The sequence below is a fragment of the Sphingomonas caseinilytica genome (assembly GCF_023516455.1).
In the GTDB taxonomy this organism is placed as follows: Bacteria; Pseudomonadota; Alphaproteobacteria; order Sphingomonadales; family Sphingomonadaceae; genus Sphingomicrobium; species Sphingomicrobium caseinilyticum.
On record NZ_JAMGBA010000002.1, the window covers coordinates 370675 to 388088 of the forward strand.

Genomic DNA, 17414 nt, shown 5'->3' on the forward strand with positions numbered 1-17414 from the left:
GGCCAGCAACAGCCAAATTCGAAGGGCGATGCTTGAGCAGGCGGGTCTCGAGTTCGAGGTCCGCTCGCCTGAATTTGATGAGGAGGAGGTTAAGCGTGCCTTCGAAGGCGACAGCGAAATCCTTGCCCGGACATTGGCGGCGGGCAAGGCCGCGTCGCTCGCGGCGAATTCCGGCGATTGGGTCATCGGAAGCGACAGCACGGTGACGGTTGACGGCGTTCGCTATTCCAAACCAGGCGATCGGGATGAGGCCGCTACCCATCTTCGTTCCTTTTCAGGGCGCACAATGCTGCTTTCCAGCGCCGTTGCACTGGCCAGGAAGGGCAATGTGGAATGGGTTCATACCGAAACGGCGAAGCTGCACTGGCGATCGCTGAGCGAGCAGTTCATCAATGCCTATCTGGACCAGGAATGGCCGGAGGTCAGCTATTGCGTGGGCGTATTCCGGATGGAGGGACGCGGTGTGACTTTGTTCGATCGTGTCGAGGGTAGCCACTTCACAATCCTTGGAATGCCGCTCCTTCCACTTCTTGGAGCCCTGCGCGATCGCGGGCAGATGCCGTCATGACGTCAAAACCCTATGCCGAAGTGATTGGCGATCCGATCGTGCAGAGCCTGTCGCCGACCATTCACGGATTTTGGCTTGAAGCTCTCGGGATCGACGCCAGCTACGGCCGTCGCCAGGTAAGCCGCGCCGACTTCCCGGCCTATCTGGAAGAACGGCGAGCCGACACGAACTGGCGCGGATCCAACGTCACCATGCCGCTTAAGCTCGATGCGGCCGCGATGGCCGACGAAGTCACCGATCGCGCCGTCGCGGCCGGCGCCGCCAACGTACTGATGATGCGCGAAAGCCGGCTGGCGGCTGCCAACACCGATGTCGGCGCAATCGCGATCCTGCTCACTCGCCTCTACGAATCCAAGGCGCGAATGGGCAGCGTTACCTTGCTCGGTAACGGTGGCGCCGCCAGGGCCGCGCTGGTTGCGCTCAAGCTGGTCGGCATATCCGCGGTTCGAATCCAGGCGCGGGATCTTTCCGAGGCTGTAAAGCTTGCGGTCGAGTTCGGATTGGAGGTCGAACCTGCTCTCTTCACTGCTCCAATTGCAACTGACGGCCTGATCAATGCAACGCCGCTCGGGATGCCCGGTCGCGATTGTCTCAACTGTGAACTGAATCGGATGCCACCCGACGGATGGGTGATGGACATGGTCACCGATCCGCCGGTCACGCCGCTCATAGCGGCAGCGCGCGAACAAGGACTAAAGACGGCGGGCGGCCTCGACATGCTGGTCGAACAGGCAGCAACCAGCTTCAAACTGTTCTTCGATGCCGATGCGCCGCGTGACCGCGACGAGCAACTCTGGCAATTACTGAAGCGATGATCACCCTCGCGCTCACCGGTTCGATCGGCATGGGGAAATCGACTGTCGCGGCGATGTTCGCAGACGAAGCTATTCCAATTTTCGATGCCGACGCGGTCGTCCGCCAACTGCAGGGTCAGGGCGGACGCCTGGTGCCGCAGATCGAAGCCCGTTTTCCCAATACGACTCGCGATGGAGCGGTCGATCGCGATGCACTTTCGGCAGCCGTGCTTGGGAATCGCGACGAATTGGCTGCGCTTGAGGCCATCGTCCATCCGGCCGTTCATCATGAGCGCACCCGATTCATCGTCGAGCATGGCGATTCGCCGGCGCTTCTGTTCGACATCCCACTCTTGTTCGAAACGGGCGGCGCCGAGGCCTTCGACAAGGTGATCGTCGTTTCCGCCGGTGAAAAGCTTCAGCGGGAGAGAGTCCTCGCCCGGCCGGGCATGACTCGGGAGAAGTTCGAGCAAATTCTGGGTCGGCAAATGCCGGACGCGGAAAAGCGCGCCCGCGCGGACTTTATCGTCGATACTTCCGGCAGTCTGGATGAAACCCGCGCCCAGGTGCGCCATATCCTAGCTTGTCTCGGCCTCAAGACGGGTGTTTAAGGAAGCCATGCGTGAAATCGTCTTCGACACGGAGACCACGGGACTCTCTCCCGCGGCCGGCGACCGCATGGTCGAAATCGGATGTATCGAAATGGTCGGCCGGGTCGAGACGGGCCGGCACTTCCATTGCTACTTCAATCCCGAACGCTCGATGCCGAGCGAGGCCGAGGCGGTCCATGGTCTCAGCGACATCTTCCTGTCCGACAAGCCGCGCTTCGCCGACAAGGCCGAAGAGCTGCTGGAGTTTATCGGCGATGCGCCGCTCGTCGCTCACAACGCCAGCTTCGACTTCGGATTCCTGAACAACGAACTTGAGCGCTGCGGCCGCGGCAATGTCTGCATGACCCGAATGGTCGACACGCTGGTGCTGGCCCGGTCGCGTCATCCAGGCGCAAAACATAGCCTGGATGCGCTTTGCACACGCTACGGCGTCGACCGTTCGCAGCGCGTGAAGCATGGCGCATTGCTCGATGCGCAGCTGCTGGCGCAGGTCTATATCGAGCTGACCGGCGGACGGCAGATCGGCCTTGGACTGGTCGCAGAAGCACCTAGCAGCGTGACGATTTCAGTGACGAATTTGGGACCGGCGACGGGCGCCGTCCGGGAAGCGCGGCCACATGCCGCAACGCCGGAAGAACTAGCCCGACATCGGACTTTTGTGGCGAAGATCGCCAATCCCTTGTGGGACCGCTTTATCGATCCCACTTCGGAACGCGGCGCTGCCTAACACCGTTGGGCGTCAAGCGCCGCGATGAGATGAAAGGAGAGCCAGCATGGATATTCGGGTCGCAGGTCATCAGGTCGATACCGGCGAGGCGCTCCGTTCCCATGTCTCCGATCGGCTGTCGGCCATTGCCGACCGCTATTTTTCTAGGGCTGTCGCGGCCAATGTGACGTTTGGACGCGGTCCCTACGAGGATTTCACCTGCGACATCGTCGCCCCGGTCAATCAGGGCGTTGTCCTGAAGTCCTCCAATCGCGCCAACGATGCGCACATCGCCTTCGACGGCGCCGCGGACAAGATCGAGAAACAGCTCAAGCGCTATATGGATCGTCTGCGCGAGCGTCGCAGCGAGGCGGATGGCGCCGGCGTCCCGCAGGATGCCGCCTACACGGTGTTCGCGGCCCCCGCCGACGAAGAGGAACCGATTCCGCCCGCGCCGCCGATCGTCGCCGAAACGCGGGTCGACATCCCGGATGCAAGCGTATCGGATGCGGTGATGATGCTCGACCTCAGGAACACGACGGCGCTGATGTTCCGCAACTCGAAGAGCGGCGAATTCAACATGGTCTATCGCCGGGACGATGGAACGATCGGCTGGGTCGAACCGTCTGCCAAGTGACAAAGACCGTTTCGCTCGGCTAACGGCGTTGCCGAAGTTGGCGCGTATATGCGTGGCCCGTGAAAGTATCAGTGAATGCAGCTTGCCCAGTTCCTCGATTTCGAAGCGATCCGCATTGACCTGGCGACAGGAAACAAGCGCCAGTTGTTGAACCAGCTGGCGCAGATCGCCGGGGCTCGCCTGTCGATCGATCCATCGAAGATCGCCGATTCGATCGGTGAGCGCGAACGGCTTGGGTCGACCGGTTTCGGCGGAGGTGTCGCGATCCCGCACGGCAAGCTGCCTGGCCTGGAACGAGTCTATGCGCTGGTTGCCCGCCTTGCCTCGCCGATGGATTACAAGGCTGTCGATGGCCAGCCGGTCGACCTCGTGTTCCTGCTGCTATCTCCGCCCGACGCTGGGGCCGAGCATTTGAAGGCGCTGGCGGCAGTCAGCCGCTTGGTGCGCCATGCCGGAATCGTCGAGAAGCTGCGCGGAGCGCGCAGCCGGGACGCGATGGCCGCCGTCTTGATGGGCGCAGAGGAACGCGATGCCGCCTGAGGCGGTCGACCTTCGACCGACCGGAGAAGAAGCGCATCTGCGGGCGCTTGAATCTCTTTATGATTCGGCACCGATCAATCAGCTTTTCCGGTCGAAACTCGTTCTTCCCGATGCTGGCCGAAGCGAGATAAGGTTCGCGGTCTCGGACGAAAGCTTTCACGCGGCCGGGGCGGCCCATGGAACGCTGTATTTCAAGATGCTGGACGATGCGGCTTTCTATGCAGCCAACGGCCTGGTCAGCGACCGTTTCCTTTTGACGACGGCCTTCAACCTTCACTTCACCAAGCCGATGCGTTCGGGCGAAGCGCGGGCCGAGGGCCGCTGGATATCCGGCAAGCGAAGGGTGTTCGTCGCTGAAGCGCGAATCGTCGATTCCGAAGGCGAGGAATGCGCACGCGGCACCGGGACGTTCATGCGCTCGCACATCTCCCTCTCCAGCCTCGACGGATATCGCACGCGTTGATGGCCGAGCGGTTGCCCGCGCATCTCGAAGCGGCCGGCTTTATCCGCCAGGCGGAGGCCGAAGGCGGCTTCGGTACGATCATCAAGCGCGGGGACGCTGACCGCGGGGCGCTGATCCTGTTGATCGCCAGTAGGGGCCAACACCAGGCCTGCCTCGAGAGGGCGCTTGGCCCCGACGGAATTTATGGTTGGCAAAGGTCCGGTCCGCCGGTCGGCGCCGACAGCCAAAGTTTGGCGGATTGGAGCGAAAAACGGCTCCGGTTTGATGAAGATTCATGGTTAATTGAACTGGACATCCCGGACCCGCAACGACTCATCGTGGAAATGGGCGCTAAAGGTTGACCCCCCGGAACCAATCCGAAATCACGGCCCCGGAGTTAAACGCGGGGGGTATCCGCATATCGGCGATGTAGGCCGAACTAGATACCACGCAGTCGGGGAACCACCCTCGGCGATGCTGACTTGAGGTCGGCTCGCCAACGGGCCGGTTCACCGCCCAAGTAACGGTTTGCATGTTCGTGTCGCTTCGTACCGCCTTCATGGTGATCGCCGCTTTGACCGGTTCGTCGGTCGCTCCGGCCCAGGTAACCCCTGCAACGGAACCGCTGATCTCTGAAGGCCCGGTTCCGGCTTCCATGAAAGTGATTCCGCTCCCGGCAGCGGAAGCTCCGGATCCTCTCTCGCCACTGGGCGAAGAGGTCGTACAGCCGGAAGATACCATCGACCCGCAAGCAACCTTGGCCGAAGCCGTGGCCAGCATGCGCAGCTCCGATCCCGGCAGCCGTGAACTGGAATGCCTTGCGGTCGGCATCTATTACGAGGCGAAGAGCGAGAGCCTGAAGGGCCAGCTGGCCGTCGGCCACGTCATCGCCAACCGCGCCGAATCCGGCCGGTTCCCGTCCAGCTATTGCGGCGTGCTGTTCCAGCGCAGCCAGTTCAGCTTCATTCGCGGACGCTCGCTGCCGTCCGTCCCGCGCGCCAGCCAGGATTGGCAGGATGCAGTGGCGATCGCCAAGATCGTCGACCAGGAACTTCAACCTTCGCCGATGGGCAAGGCGCTGTTCTTCCACGCGCGCCGGGTCTCGCCGGGCTGGCGTCTGACTCGCGTCGGCACGCTCGGCAATCACGTTTTCTACCGCTGATCGTCGTCGTTCCTGACTAAGGGGCCGCCTTTGCTGGCGGCCTCAAAGGGGTACTCGCCAAACTCCCAGATTGGCTGCGTGCCCCTTTTGTTCTAACAGTCGGTGATGGCTTCGAGTCCGATTCCCGATTGTTTTGTCGATGGCCCGCCGATCGCAGCGGAGGTCGCGCGGGGCGTTACCCGGCTGTTTTGCAGGCATGACCTGTTCGCAATGTGCGAAGTGCCGCTGCCGAATGGACGGCGCGCAGACCTGATGGCGATCGGGCCGAAAGGCGAGCTGACCATCGTTGAGATCAAGGTCAGCCGCGCGGATCTTTTGTCGGACCAGAAATGGACGGACTATCTCGATTATTGCGATCGTTTCTTCTGGGCGGTGCCGCAGCTGCTGGCGCCGATTCTGGAGGACGCGCGCTTCCTGCCGGATCATGCCGGATTGCTGGTCGCCGACCGTTATGATGCCGCGGTCATGCGCGAGCCGTCGACCAGGCCGCTCGCACCTGCACGACGGAAGGCGGAAACACTCAGATTCGCGCGCCGCGCCGCACGCCGGTTGTCGGCGCAGATCGACCCGTCGCTCGGCGACAGCTTCTAGTTGATCTTGGGGCCGGTGACGGCCTTCTTGCCCGCCGGCTTGATGGTTTCGATCAGCTTCAGCAGTTGCGGGTTACGCGTATCGCGCTTGGCATAATCGCGCGGCGTATAGCCGGTGACATGATCGCCCTTGTCGGGGTTGGCGCCCGCTTTCAGCAATTGCTCGACCATTCTCGGCTGCCGTTGCTGCACCGCGACCGCAAGCGCTGTTTCCCCGCGGCGATTGACCCCGTCGATCCTCGCTCCGCGCCGAATCAGCTGGGCGGCCGCTTCCTCGAACCCAATCTCCGCGGCAATGGTCAACGGTATGTCGCCCTTGCCGTCGGCGATGTTGGGATCGGCGCCTCGGGTCAGCAAGAAACCGACCCAGTCCAGTTCGCGCTTGCGAAGGACGATGTTGAGCGGGGTTTCACCGCTATATCCGCGATAGTTGACGACACGGGCTCCGGGCTGGCCGGCAAGTTCGACTGCCTTGTTGGCATCATCGTCCTTGATCGCCTTCAGGAAGGCTTCGCCGTCCGACGCGTTGAGGCCCAGTCCTTGCGCGAAAATCGGTGCCGGCGATGCGGCGAGCGACAGGGCGATGATCGCTGCCAGGCTTCTCTTCAACGTCACTCTTTTCTTCCCTGTCTTGATCTCATTGCCTTGGGCGACCAAGGCTGACCGCGGAATGAATAGCGCAAAACCCTTTTGGGAAAAGCCTTTGTCGTCGCTCGATCGCGGCGAGTGGGAAGCTCTGTGTGACGGCTGCGGCCGCTGCTGCCTGCACAAGCTCGAGGATGAGGATACCGGCGAGCTGTTCCCGACCAATGTCGCTTGCAAATTGCTCGACCGGCGAATGGGGCAGTGCACCGACTATCCCAATCGCAAGAAGCTGGTGTCGGATTGCGTGAAGCTGGATCCGCACAAGCTGGATGAGCTGGAATGGCTTCCGGCAACCTGTGCTTACCGTCTCCGGTATGAAGGCAAGCCCCTCTTCGATTGGCACTATTTGATTTCGGGTAGCCGGGAGACGGTGCATGAGGCCGGCCAGTCGACCCGGGGCTGGACGATCAGCGAGGTCGATGCCGGGGACCTTGAATGGCACCTCGTTGATAAGCCTCTTTAGCAAGGGATCGGAAACACTGAACCTGCCCGGACTCGCCTGGCCGGTCGAGCTTCGCCCCCACCCCCGCGCACGGTCGGTTCGTCTTCGGCTCGATGAAGGGCGCAGTAGATTGCTTTTGACCTATCCCCGAAAGATGAGCCGACGGGCCGCGCTCGATTGGGCCAGCAAGCAATCGGATTGGGTCGACGCGCAGCTTACAAAGATCCAGCCTGCCGAGCCGTTCATCCCTGGTGTGACCATAGCGGTCGAAGGCACCCCGGTCCGGTTGCACTGGGACGCCACCCTGCCCAGGACGCCTCGACTGGCCGACGGGGTGTTGAGCTGCGGCGGTCCCGCAGATTCATTTGCGGGAAGGATAGAGCGCTTCCTGCGTGACCTGGCCCGCAGCCGGCTCAGCGACGCTTCCGCCGATGCGGCGCGCCGGGCCGGGGTTTCGATCCGATCGGTGTCGGTAGGCGATGCCGCAAGCAGATGGGGCAGTTGCTCGGCCAACGGCGCGCTCCGTTACAGCTGGCGGATCATCCTTGCGCCGCCGCATCTCCTGAATTGGCTAGTGGCGCACGAAGTCGCGCATCGTCGCCACATGAACCACGGCCCCGAATTCCGGGCGCTAGAGGCGGAGCTCTACGGCGCCAATGTCGCATCGGCGCGGGCGGAGTTGCGCTCACTAGGGCCTAGGCTGAAGCGGATCGGTCGGCTGCTCTGACGGCTGGCGCGGCGGCTGGTTTCGGACCGGCGGCACCTGCTGTGGTTGAGGCTGGGGGACCTGTTGGCCCGGTTGAGGCCGATTGTCTGGATTGCGGCGCAACACCTCATCCAGCCATTGCTGGTCGACCTGCTCCGTTCCCGGTTGGGGCGCCAGCGGGTCCACCGGCTGATTGGGCAGTGGATTGCCGTCGGCATCCACCAGCGGCTCGGAATCGACATAGTTCATGCCCCATGCCTCTTCGTCCGGTTCAAGCTGCCAGTCCGGCATTGGGGCCTGGGTTTCGAACTGCTCGACCGGGCGCTTGGCGACGGCGACTTTCATGAATTCGGCGAAGGCACGGGCAGGGGCCGTGCCGCCCTGAAGGCCTGCGACCCTCTTGGCATCGTCGCGGCCCATCCACACGCCAGTGGTGATGCCGCTGGAAAAGCCGACGAACCAGCCGTCCTTGTTGGATGAGGTGGTGCCGGTCTTGCCGGCGACGGGCCGGCCGATCTGAGCGGCGCGGCCGGTGCCTGACAGGACCGCCGACTGGAGCAGGTCGGTCATCCCCGCCGCGACCCAGGGCGCGACCAGCACGCGCTGTTCTTCGGCCTGGTGCTGGTACAGCAGTTGCCCGTCCGCCGTGACAACTTTTCGAACGGCATAGGGAACGACGCCAATCCCGCGATTCTGAACCGAGGCGAATGCCCGTGTCATGTCGATCAAGCGAACGTCGCTGGTGCCAAGCACCATCGAGGGGAAGGTCGAGATGTTGCCGGATATGCCGAACCGGTGAGCCATCGAGGCAATGGTCCCGAAGCCGATCGATTCGCCGATCTTGGCGCTGACCGTGTTGATCGACCGCGCGAATGCCTCGCGCAGGGTCACCGGCCCAAGGTGGGTGCGGGTCGAGTTCCGCGGAGTCCAGCCGTCGATGGTCACCGGTTCGTCGACGATCGTGTCGCTTGGCTTCAATCCGGATTCGAGCGCGGACAGATAGACGAACAGCTTGAAGGCGGACCCCGGCTGTCGTTCGGCCTGCGTCGCTCGATTGTAGATGGAATCAACATAGTCGCGGCCGCCGACCATCGCCTTCACCGCGCCGTCGCGGTCGAGCGCAACCAGTGCTCCTTGCGCGCCTGCCGGCGTAAATCCGTTGATTGCGCTGTCGGCCGCGGCCTGCATGCCCGGATCCAGCGTGGTGAACACATCGATCGGCTCGCTGGTCTCGTCGATCAGCATGTCGAGCTGCGGCAGGGCCCAGTCGGTGAAATATCGAACACTGTTCTGCTTCGGTGCGGGCTGGACCTTGATGTCGGCAGGATCGACCCCGACTGCCAGGCCCGGAGCCAGGAATCCATTCTCGACCATGGAATTGAGGACAACCCCGGCGCGGCCTCGCGCGGCCTCGACGTCGGCGGTCGGCGAATAGTTGGATGGAGCCTTGACCAGGCCGGCGATGATCGCCGCCTCGCCGAGGCCCAGCCGCTCCGCGCCATGGCCGAAGAAGGTCCGGCTGGCCGCGTCGATGCCATAGGCCCCGCCGCCGAAATAGACGCGATTGAGATAAAGCTCGAGGATCTGGTCCTTGGAGAATTTCCGTTCCAGGGCTAGCGCCAGCACGCCTTCCTTGACCTTGCGGCCGAAGGTCCGGCTGTTGGTAAGGAAGATGTTGCGGGCCAGCTGCTGCGTGATCGTCGATCCGCCCTGCTTCCACCGGCCGCTTTCCAGCCGCACCTTGAAGGATCGGGCAACGCCGATCGGATCGACGCCCGGATGGCTGCGGAAGCGCTTGTCCTCGACCGCAATCATGGCCGCCCGCATCGTCGGCGGGATCTCGTCATAGCCGAGCCAGCGGCCGAAGCTCGGCCCCAACGACACCAGCAACGTCCCGTCGGCGGCACGGACCCGAACCATCTGGCCAAGGTCGGAACGCCGGCGAAGTTGGTCGTAATCGGGAAGGGAGGCGACCGCGACGGCAACCGCCACGACCAGGCCGATCAGGCCCACAAGAGCGATGCCGCCGCCCCATTTCAGGGCGGATATGAAGATTCCCTTTGCGCGGGAGGGGTTGGAACCAGCCATTAGGGATGAATCCCTATTGGGTAAGATTGATCCCGACAAGCGCGCCGCTCGAAACCCTCACACAAGTCGGCGCAAGTTCAATGCGCATGATGAAGTTGATGTTAACCTTGTTTCAACGCTGTACTCATAGCGTAGCGCTCATGTTGGGCCGTTGCCCCCTGTTAGCCATCCTCGCGCTAGCCGCGTCTGGATTTGCCACGCCTGCCTTGACGCAGGACGTGCAGGCGCCTTGTCGCCTCTGCGACCTGGCCGCCAATGCCATGGACGACAAACCCGCCGCACCGATCAGTCTCGATGTCGAAGCTTCGCTGGACTTCGACCGGTTGATTCTCGCCGGTGCGGGGTCCGGATCGGCCGAGCTCGGCCCGGACGGCTCCCGTATTGCCAGTGGCACAGTGACCGCAATCAGCGCTCGGGCGATGCTCGGCGAAGTCGTCATTCGCGGCGAACCCGGCCGAACGGTCCGTGTCGACCTGCCACGGAACATCGAACTTTGGGGTTTCAACGGCGGAACGATCCAAATCGATTCGATTCGCTCGGACTTGCCAGCGATGCCGCGGCTCGATTCGAACGGGAAGCTCAGCTTCCGGTTGGGCGGCATTGTTCGCGTGTCAGGCGACGCCGACGGGCAGTTCCGCGGCGACCTTCGGATCGACGTCGAGTATCTCTGAGCGTCGTCTGAAGATTCCAATCCGAACCGGAGCAATTCTTAACGCTACGGAAACCATATCGTTGAGCAAAACCGTAAGTGGGCAAGGTTAATAGGAGCATCACGGATGGGCGGCTTTGGCTCGACCAACCGCCAATTTTCGGACCAAGTGGGGAATATAGTCATGATCAAGATCGTTCGTCTGGCGGCGCTTGCTGCCGTTGCTACCGCTGCCGCGACGCCGGCGGGCGCCCAGGTTTCCGCCAATCCGCCGGCACGGGCGCATGTCAATGTCACCAAGCCGCTGATCCTCGAAGCGGAAGAAGACCTGCAGTTCGGCTCTGTTGCCGTTTACGGTCCAGGCACGATCACCGTGCCTGCGGACAATAGCGCGCCGACATGCGGCCCGGTAGCGGAAATGACCTGCGACTTCACTGGTGCGCAGCGCGCTGAATATACGGTTCGGGGTGCCAACAATGCGATTGTGACCGTCAATGTGACGCCTTCGACGCTTGACGGGCTCGTGAGCGGCGACACCGTGGCTTTCCGGCCGCTTGCTCAAGCAACGCTGCAGCTGAACAACTCCGGCTCGGCCGGCACGACGCTCTATGTCGGCGGCGAAGTCGATGTTGACGAAACCACGGCCGAAGACAGCTATTCGGGCGACATCGAAGTTACCGTTGAATATTAATCGCTGACCGGACGTTCCTCGGAACGAAGGAAGGGCTGCCGAGCGATCGGCGGCCCTTTTTTCATGTGCGGATTATCGCACATGGTTAGCTGATTAATAACCATTTTAGACCAAACCTCCTCCGAACCATTTCGGAGGAAATTCATGTCTCGCATTTCGCTCGGCACGGCCGCCAGAATCGCGCTCGTCGCTCCGGCTGTCATCGTCGCCAATCCTGCCCAAGCCGGAATGGGCGATCTGCTCGTCGCGCCGACCCGGGTCGTGCTCAACGGCAGTCGCGGGACAGAGGTTATCCTCAACAATATCGGCGATGGCGTCGCCACATACCGCATTTCCGCCGAGCTTCGGCGAATGACTCCGGACGGCAAGCTGGTCGATGTCGAGCTTCCCAATGACAAGGAGAAGGCTGCGCAGGGAATGGTGCTTTACGCACCGCGCAAGGTGACCCTTCCACCGAATCAGCCGCAGGCGATCCGCCTGTCGGCTCGCGCTCCGGAAGGACTTCCGGACGGCGAATATCGGGTGCACATGCTGTTCCGCGCTATTCCCGCACCGCAACCGGCGGCGGCACCGCTGAAAAAGGCCGAGGGCGTCTCGTTTCAGCTTCGACCGATTTACGGAGTCACCATCCCAGTCATCGTTCGCCTGGGCAATCTGGAAGCCAAGGCGGCGCTCAGCAATGTCCACAAGGTGAGCGAGGACGGCAAGCCGGCGATCGCCGTCGACATCAGCCGGACCGGAAGCCGTTCGACCTTCGGCGAAGTTCGCGTTCTGAAAGCCGGCGTCGAAAAGCCCATCGCGATGGTTAGCGGCGTCGCCGTTTATACGGAGATCGGACAGCGTACGCTGAAGCTCCCGGTCGATCCGACGTTGACCGCCTACGCCACCGGTCAGGTTACCGTCCAATATGTCGAGCCGACCGACACCGGTCCGGTCACCCTCGCCGAAACCAGCGCGGTCCTGAATTAAGGCCCGGCGGCAGGCGAGGTCGGAGAGCCGATTTTGATGCAGCGGCCAACCCGCTGGATGAGCCGTGCCTTCGCGCACGCGGCGCTGGCCTTGGCCGGCGCCGTTGCTGCATGGGCGGCCTCGCCGGTGGGAACGGCCTGGACGGCCGATCCGGACGAACAGTTCCTGCTCGACGTCAATATCCGGCAGCTGCGCCTGGGCGATGGAGTTCGCGCCTATCAGACGCCGGAAGGCACCTGCGTCGTCTTCGGCGATTTCCTGACTGCGCTCGACCTGCCGATGAAGATCGACCTGGGAACCAAGCGGGCATCTGGCTGGGCGTTCAAGGAAGAACATAAGATTGACATCGACCTTGCGGCTGGTGTCGCGCGCTTTTCCGGCGGCGAGGAAAGGCTCGCCGACGGTGTCGTGCGCGAAACGCCGGAAGGCTGGTGCGTCGATTCGGCAGCGCTCAGCCGCTGGTTCAGCCTTGGGGTGAAGGCGTCGACCGGCGGGTCGCTTCTGATTCTCGAATCCGAAGACAAGCTTCCCGTCGAACTGGCGATCGAGCGCGAAAATCGCGCCGCGCGGATAAAGCCTGCTGCAATGCCCTTGGACGGACTTCCGCAGGTTCGCCTGCCATATCGCTTGTGGCGCGCTCCGGCGCTCGATTTCGTGGTGAGCGCTGGCGTCACCTATGATGCCAAGTCCGGAGCGCGGGTCGACCGCCAGGCCTCGGTCATGGCGGCCGGCGAAATCGCCAAGCTTTCCTACGACGCCATGCTTGCAACTGACGGCCAAGGAAAGCCGAACTCCTTGCGCGTCCGTGCCTATCGGTCCGATCCGGAGGGCGGGTTGCTTGGGCCGCTAAATGCGACCCACTTCGCCGTCGGCGAAGTGCAAGGCCAGCATAGCAGGCTGCTATACTCGAACAGCGGGCGCGGTGCGGAAGTTACCAATCGTCCCCTGTTCAACCCGGTCGCCTTCGATCGCACGCGTTTCGAAGGCGATCTTCCATCCGGATGGGACGCGGAGCTTTATCGCAACGGAGAATTAATTGCATTTAGCCGTTCGACCGGATCGCAGCGCTATGCATTTGAAGACGTGCCGCTGCTCTACGGCGACAATCGGTTCGAAATCGTCACTTATGGCCCGCAGGGACAGCAGCGAAGCCGCTTGGAGTATCTAAACGTCGGGCAGGAACAGGTGCCGCCTGGCCAAACCTGGTACTGGGCGGGCATCAATCAGCCCGGCAAGGATATGCTGACCGGAATTGTTGACCGCGACGATGGAGGTGGCTCGGATCATCTGCCCGGCGATTTCAGCCGGCCGGATCTTCAGGCCGCCGTTCAGGTGGAACATGGTCTCAGCAAGCGAACGTCGGTCGGCATGCTGGCCACGATGCTGCTTGCGGGCAATGAGAAGCTGACCTTTGTCGAAGGATCGGTGCGCCAGGCAGTAGGGTCCGCCCTTGTAGAGGCGGCGGTCGCTCGCGAAGCCAAAGGCGGGATGGCAGGCCGGATCCAGGCGGTCGGCCAAATCGGCGCCTCCAGCATTAGCGCTGATGCGCTGATCGCGGAGGATTTCATCATCAACGGCAAGCGCGAACTGCGCTATCGCGACGCCCGTCTATCTCTCGATTCTCCGCTCAACATCGGCAGGCAGCAATTCTCGGCCCATGCCGACATGCGCTATATCGAACGAGGGAATTTGAAGTCGCTCAACGCCGCCGGGCGTTTGTCCACCAATTTCAATGGGTTCAACCTGGCGACCCAGGTCGACTGGCAAAATTGGATGGGCCCAAGCCGGTCCAATAAAGACCGAATTGAAGTTGGGCTGATCGGATCCGGTCGAATACGCAATGTCAGGCTTCGAGGTAAGGCCGCGTGGGAGTTTGGCGCGCGCAGTCGATTAAGGGTAGCAGAGCTCAGCGCCTATTGGTCGGCTTCCGATAAGGCGGATTGGGAAGCCGCCATCGGGTATGACGCCGAAATGGGTCGCGGTCGTGCGCGGCTGTCGCACGTGCGGCAATTCAGTAGCCTGGCCGCCGCGGCTTCGGTCGAAGCAGGGACGGACGGAAGTATTGCCGCAGGCCTGAACCTCAACTTCTCGCTCGACTCCTCACGCGGCGGATTCAAGCTCAGCAACCAGCGCCTGGCGACGACCGGAACCGTCGAAGCGCGCGTCTATCGCGATGTTAACGACAATGGGGTGCGGGATGGTTCGGAACCGTGGGAAGCAGGTGCCCTGATCACCACCGGACAGCGCGTTTCGGACGAGGAAACAGATAAAAGCGGGACCGTTCGCGTTGGCGGGTTGCAGCCCTTCCAAGCGATCGCGGTTGGAATCGACACGTCGAGCCTATCCGATCCGACACTGACGCCGAGGAAGGCGCTGCAGGTAGTTGTCCCGCGCCCGGGTGTCGCCGCTCAGCTGGAAATTGGCCTGGTCGGCGCCGGCGATGTCGAAGGTGTGCTGGTCAAGGATGACGGAAGCGGGTTCGAAGGGCTGGACATCGAGGTCGTCAACGCAGCCGGCAAGGTCATCGGCACGGCGCGAAGCGACTATGACGGCTTCTTCCTGTTCGAGCGACTTGCCTACGGCAGCTATTCGTTCCGGCTGGCCCGAGACTCTGCCGAAGCGGCCAGGGTCGAGCGCGCCATCGATGCGAGCGCAGAAATAAGTCCGGATAGGACCGTTATTCGCCTCGGTGCGATCCGCGTCCATAAATTGGCGCAGCTCGCATCCGCAGGTGGCGGCAATTCCTCCTTGGGCAGCCCTCATTAACCATAAAGTCGTGCGAGACGACTTTTGGGTTTGCGGCATAAAGCCTAGGAATTTCAGAGATATGAGCATGAAAACATGCAATTCCCGGATTGCATTGGTTTTCATGCTGGTGCGGTCGAGAAGACTCGAACTTCCACGGGCTTTCGCCCACAACGACCTCAACGTTGCGCGTCTACCAGTTCCGCCACGACCGCACTCGTGAAAAAGCAGCGCTGGGCTCAGCGCTGCCCTGGGTAGGGCGCGGCCTCTAGCAAAGCAAAACCATGGTTGCAACGCCTCATGCTGCGCGGGCGATTGGTCCATTTTGAAACATTGGTAAACAAGACGCTAACCATGGGGCACGCATCAGGATATGACGTGCTTCATGCTAGGACCGCTCGCCCTTCTCATGGCCTCGGCCGCATCCGCTTCGGCTGGTCCGCAGGCCGATGAGCGTTCCTCATCCTTTCAGCCTTCAGCGAGCGTGACCGCGCAGGCGACCGCTACCATCCGGGTGATTTCCGGTGTTCGCTTCGGGGCCGACCATCTCGACCACGACAGTCTGGGGACCAGGCGGAAGGCGCAGCTTACTGATTCCGCGGGCAACGCTCGCGACGCAGAATTGCTGGAATTTCAATAAGTTAGGTGGATTTATCCACCAAGGGTAACCGTCAGCTCGTCGCCTCCGGTAGGAACGTCGACTTCAGCGCTGTTGAAGCTGGCGCTGGTGCGCGGGGCGAGTGCCCGGGCGGGCGGCGGTATGGTCCAGCGATGAACTACTCGCTTGCTCTGCTTGTCGCGCAACTCGGCAATGATCGGCGGTACCGTCTGCTCCCGGTCGGTCGGATTGATCACGCGGCCGCTGATCGCCACCAGCTCATTCCCGCTTTGCAGTGCCTGGCGGTCGCTGGTGGTGATCATCAGCTGCAATGGGGTCGATCCGGCCTGTGCAAGGCCCGCCCGTGCCTTCCATTCCGGCGGCGCGAAGAACCAGAAGGCCGCCGCCGCGGCAACGACCAGAACCAATAAGCCGAGGATCAGGCCCCAGCGACGGGGCGACCGCCCACCCTCATCCTCAATGGGCGCGTAGGCTGCGAAATCATCTTCCTGGGTCTCTGCGACGGGTTCTGGCTCGGGCGCGGACAAGGGCACGGAGCCCTCGTCAGACGGCGACGCGCGCCATTCATCGGCGATCGCCGGAGCTTCCTCCATTGCCACTTCGTCGGGCCCCGCCGGCTCGGCGAGCGCGATGGTAGATTCCGCCGGTTCCGGCGAAACCGTGCCCCATGGAGATTCTTCTCCTTCGCTCGAAGCCGGCTGAGGCTCGGCGGCGATCGTTCCTTGCGCGGCCTCGGATTCAGGAACTTCGGCAACGGGTTGCTCGAACTGGTCGGACGCGGGCTCTGGCGGGCCGCCGAAGTCGACCATGCCGTCGCTTTCCGGCTCCCCCGTCGATGGGTCGGGGTCCTGGTGCCAACTATGCTTGCACGACGCGCAGCGCACCTGGCGGCCGCCTGGCGGGATGGCGCCATCCTTGACGACATATTTGGTGTCGCATGCGGGGCAGGTGAGGATCATTCGGGTCGGAGCCTCCCGGAAGCAGTTAACGGACTTAAGCAGCAATGGTCATGCCTTGGCAAGGCGGCCTGCGCCGTGCCACACCTGTAAGGGGTCGAAACCCGTGGGGGCAGGGAGCGAAGATTGACGGGGACTATCGTCGAATTCGACCGGGTAGGTTTGCGCTACGGAACGGGCGCCGAGGTATTGCGCGACCTCGACTTCCGCTTGAACGAAGGCGGCTTCTATTTTCTCACCGGCCCGTCGGGCGCCGGCAAGACGTCGCTTTTGAAGCTTCTCTACCTTGCCCAGCGGCCGACGCGCGGGCGGATGTCGCTGTTCGGTGACGAGCTCAGCCAAGCTTCGCGCGAGGCGCTTCCGGCCTATCGCCGGCGCATCGGGGTCGTCTTCCAGGATTTCCGGCTGGTCAGGCACTTGTCGGCATTCGACAATGTCGCCCTCCCGCTGCGCATTTCCGGTAGATCGGAGGAAGAGATCGAAGGTCCGGTGCGCGAAATGCTCGCCTGGGTCGGACTTGCCGATCGCGCCAGCGCCCGCCCGCCGACCTTGTCGGGCGGAGAGCAGCAGCGGGTGGCGATCGCCCGTGCCGTGATCGCCCATCCCGATCTCATCATCGCGGACGAACCGACGGGCAACGTCGATGCGGCCATGGCCGAACGCATCCTCCACCTGCTCACCGCCATGAACCGGCTGGGGACGACAGTCATCGTTGCGACCCACGACGTCGGCCTGATCGCGGCAACACCAGGCGCTCAGCTCATCCGGCTGGAAAAAGGCGTGCTGGTCGATCCAACCGGGGCGCTGAAGCATCCGCCGGCCATGCCCAGGGCGGGAAGGCCACTGTGAACCAG

The 17414-nt window shown here is 62.7% G+C and carries 20 protein-coding genes and 1 tRNA gene; 17 read left to right on the forward strand and 4 right to left on the reverse strand.

All coding sequences use genetic code 11. The features are described from left to right. Positions 1-28 precede the first annotated feature (28 nt). From LZ496_RS08425 to LZ496_RS08470, 10 genes are all read left to right on the forward strand, one after another. Complete coding sequence (locus LZ496_RS08425) at positions 29-568, forward strand: Maf family protein (RefSeq protein ID WP_249904188.1); 540 nt, start codon at positions 29-31, stop codon at positions 566-568. After that, the gene (locus tag LZ496_RS08430; protein WP_249904189.1) at positions 565-1383 is read left to right on the forward strand and encodes a shikimate dehydrogenase family protein; all 819 of its coding nucleotides are present in this window, start codon (positions 565-567) and stop codon (positions 1381-1383) included. Before LZ496_RS08425 ends, LZ496_RS08430 begins: the two co-directional genes overlap by 4 nt. After that, positions 1380-1973, forward strand: a complete 594-nt coding sequence (gene coaE, locus LZ496_RS08435; RefSeq protein WP_249904190.1) for a dephospho-CoA kinase — start codon at positions 1380-1382, stop codon at positions 1971-1973. The genes LZ496_RS08430 and coaE overlap by 4 nt, the downstream gene beginning before the upstream one ends. A gap of 7 nt (positions 1974-1980) precedes the next feature. After that, a complete protein-coding gene (gene dnaQ / locus LZ496_RS08440) occupies positions 1981-2700 on the forward strand; it encodes a DNA polymerase III subunit epsilon (protein ID WP_249904191.1) in 720 nt (239 codons plus the stop codon). Between the two features lie 46 nt (positions 2701-2746). Then, positions 2747-3316, forward strand: coding sequence for a ribosome hibernation-promoting factor, HPF/YfiA family (gene hpf, locus LZ496_RS08445; protein ID WP_249904192.1), 570 nt, complete (start codon positions 2747-2749; stop codon positions 3314-3316). 75 nt (positions 3317-3391) lie between these two features. Further along, positions 3392-3856, forward strand: coding sequence for a PTS sugar transporter subunit IIA (locus tag LZ496_RS08450; protein ID WP_249904193.1), 465 nt, complete (start codon positions 3392-3394; stop codon positions 3854-3856). After that, the gene (locus tag LZ496_RS08455) at positions 3846-4319 is read left to right on the forward strand and encodes a PaaI family thioesterase (protein WP_249904194.1); all 474 of its coding nucleotides are present in this window, start codon (positions 3846-3848) and stop codon (positions 4317-4319) included. The genes LZ496_RS08450 and LZ496_RS08455 overlap by 11 nt, the downstream gene beginning before the upstream one ends. Beyond that, positions 4319-4660 (forward strand): DUF1491 family protein, encoded by a 342-nt coding sequence (locus LZ496_RS08460; RefSeq protein ID WP_249904195.1) that lies wholly within the window; start codon positions 4319-4321, stop codon positions 4658-4660. Before LZ496_RS08455 ends, LZ496_RS08460 begins: the two co-directional genes overlap by 1 nt. Before the next feature lie 170 nt (positions 4661-4830). Beyond that, positions 4831-5460 carry a cell wall hydrolase gene (locus LZ496_RS08465; RefSeq protein ID WP_249904196.1) on the forward strand — a complete coding sequence of 210 codons (630 nt, stop codon included), beginning with the start codon at positions 4831-4833 and terminating at the stop codon, positions 5458-5460. 105 nt (positions 5461-5565) lie between these two features. After that, positions 5566-6051 carry an MmcB family DNA repair protein gene (locus tag LZ496_RS08470; protein WP_249904197.1) on the forward strand — a complete coding sequence of 162 codons (486 nt, stop codon included), beginning with the start codon at positions 5566-5568 and terminating at the stop codon, positions 6049-6051. Here LZ496_RS08470 and LZ496_RS08475 read toward each other — a convergent pair. Further along, entirely contained in the window at positions 6048-6665 is a 618-nt protein-coding gene (locus LZ496_RS08475) for an ankyrin repeat domain-containing protein (protein ID WP_249904198.1), read from the reverse strand. The genes LZ496_RS08470 and LZ496_RS08475 overlap by 4 nt on opposite strands. 55 nt (positions 6666-6720) lie before the next feature. Here LZ496_RS08475 and LZ496_RS08480 point away from each other — a divergent pair, with 55 nt between their 5' ends. After that, the gene (locus LZ496_RS08480; protein ID WP_249904199.1) at positions 6721-7158 is read left to right on the forward strand and encodes a YcgN family cysteine cluster protein; all 438 of its coding nucleotides are present in this window, start codon (positions 6721-6723) and stop codon (positions 7156-7158) included. Next, positions 7115-7864, forward strand: a complete 750-nt coding sequence (locus LZ496_RS08485) for a M48 family metallopeptidase (protein WP_249904200.1) — start codon at positions 7115-7117, stop codon at positions 7862-7864. Before LZ496_RS08480 ends, LZ496_RS08485 begins: the two co-directional genes overlap by 44 nt. On the opposite strand, the gene LZ496_RS08490 is transcribed toward LZ496_RS08485, so the two are convergent. After that, positions 7826-9931, reverse strand: coding sequence for a transglycosylase domain-containing protein (locus LZ496_RS08490; RefSeq protein ID WP_249904201.1), 2106 nt, complete (start codon positions 9929-9931; stop codon positions 7826-7828). The two genes, LZ496_RS08485 and LZ496_RS08490, sit on opposite strands and share 39 nt — an antisense overlap. A gap of 206 nt (positions 9932-10137) precedes the next feature. Between LZ496_RS08490 and LZ496_RS08495 the strand changes: the two genes are divergently transcribed. The 4 genes from LZ496_RS08495 (at position 10138) to LZ496_RS08510 (ending at position 15006) form a co-directional block, all read left to right on the forward strand. Then, positions 10138-10602 carry a DUF4402 domain-containing protein gene (locus LZ496_RS08495; protein WP_249904202.1) on the forward strand — a complete coding sequence of 155 codons (465 nt, stop codon included), beginning with the start codon at positions 10138-10140 and terminating at the stop codon, positions 10600-10602. A gap of 162 nt (positions 10603-10764) precedes the next feature. Continuing rightward, a complete protein-coding gene (locus LZ496_RS08500) occupies positions 10765-11271 on the forward strand; it encodes a DUF4402 domain-containing protein (RefSeq protein WP_249904203.1) in 507 nt (168 codons plus the stop codon). 144 nt (positions 11272-11415) lie between these two features. Continuing rightward, positions 11416-12240: a fimbrial biogenesis chaperone gene (locus LZ496_RS08505; protein WP_249904204.1), complete on the forward strand. Its 825-nt coding sequence runs from the start codon at positions 11416-11418 to the stop codon at positions 12238-12240. Positions 12241-12276: 36 nt separating this feature from the next. Continuing rightward, complete coding sequence (locus LZ496_RS08510; protein ID WP_249904205.1) at positions 12277-15006, forward strand: MSCRAMM family protein; 2730 nt, start codon at positions 12277-12279, stop codon at positions 15004-15006. A gap of 107 nt (positions 15007-15113) precedes the next feature. On the opposite strand, the gene LZ496_RS08515 is transcribed toward LZ496_RS08510, so the two are convergent. Together LZ496_RS08515 and LZ496_RS08520 are read right to left on the reverse strand one after the other, a co-directional pair. After that, positions 15114-15200: transfer RNA gene (locus LZ496_RS08515), tRNA-Leu, on the reverse strand. A 436-nt stretch (positions 15201-15636) separates the two neighbouring features. After that, complete coding sequence (locus LZ496_RS08520; RefSeq protein ID WP_249904206.1) at positions 15637-16563, reverse strand: zinc-ribbon domain-containing protein; 927 nt, start codon at positions 16561-16563, stop codon at positions 15637-15639. Positions 16564-16686: 123 nt separating this feature from the next. On the opposite strand from LZ496_RS08520, the gene ftsE reads away from it, so the two are divergent. Then, positions 16687-17409 carry a cell division ATP-binding protein FtsE gene (gene ftsE, locus LZ496_RS08525; protein WP_249904207.1) on the forward strand — a complete coding sequence of 241 codons (723 nt, stop codon included), beginning with the start codon at positions 16687-16689 and terminating at the stop codon, positions 17407-17409. Positions 17410-17414 lie beyond the last annotated feature (5 nt).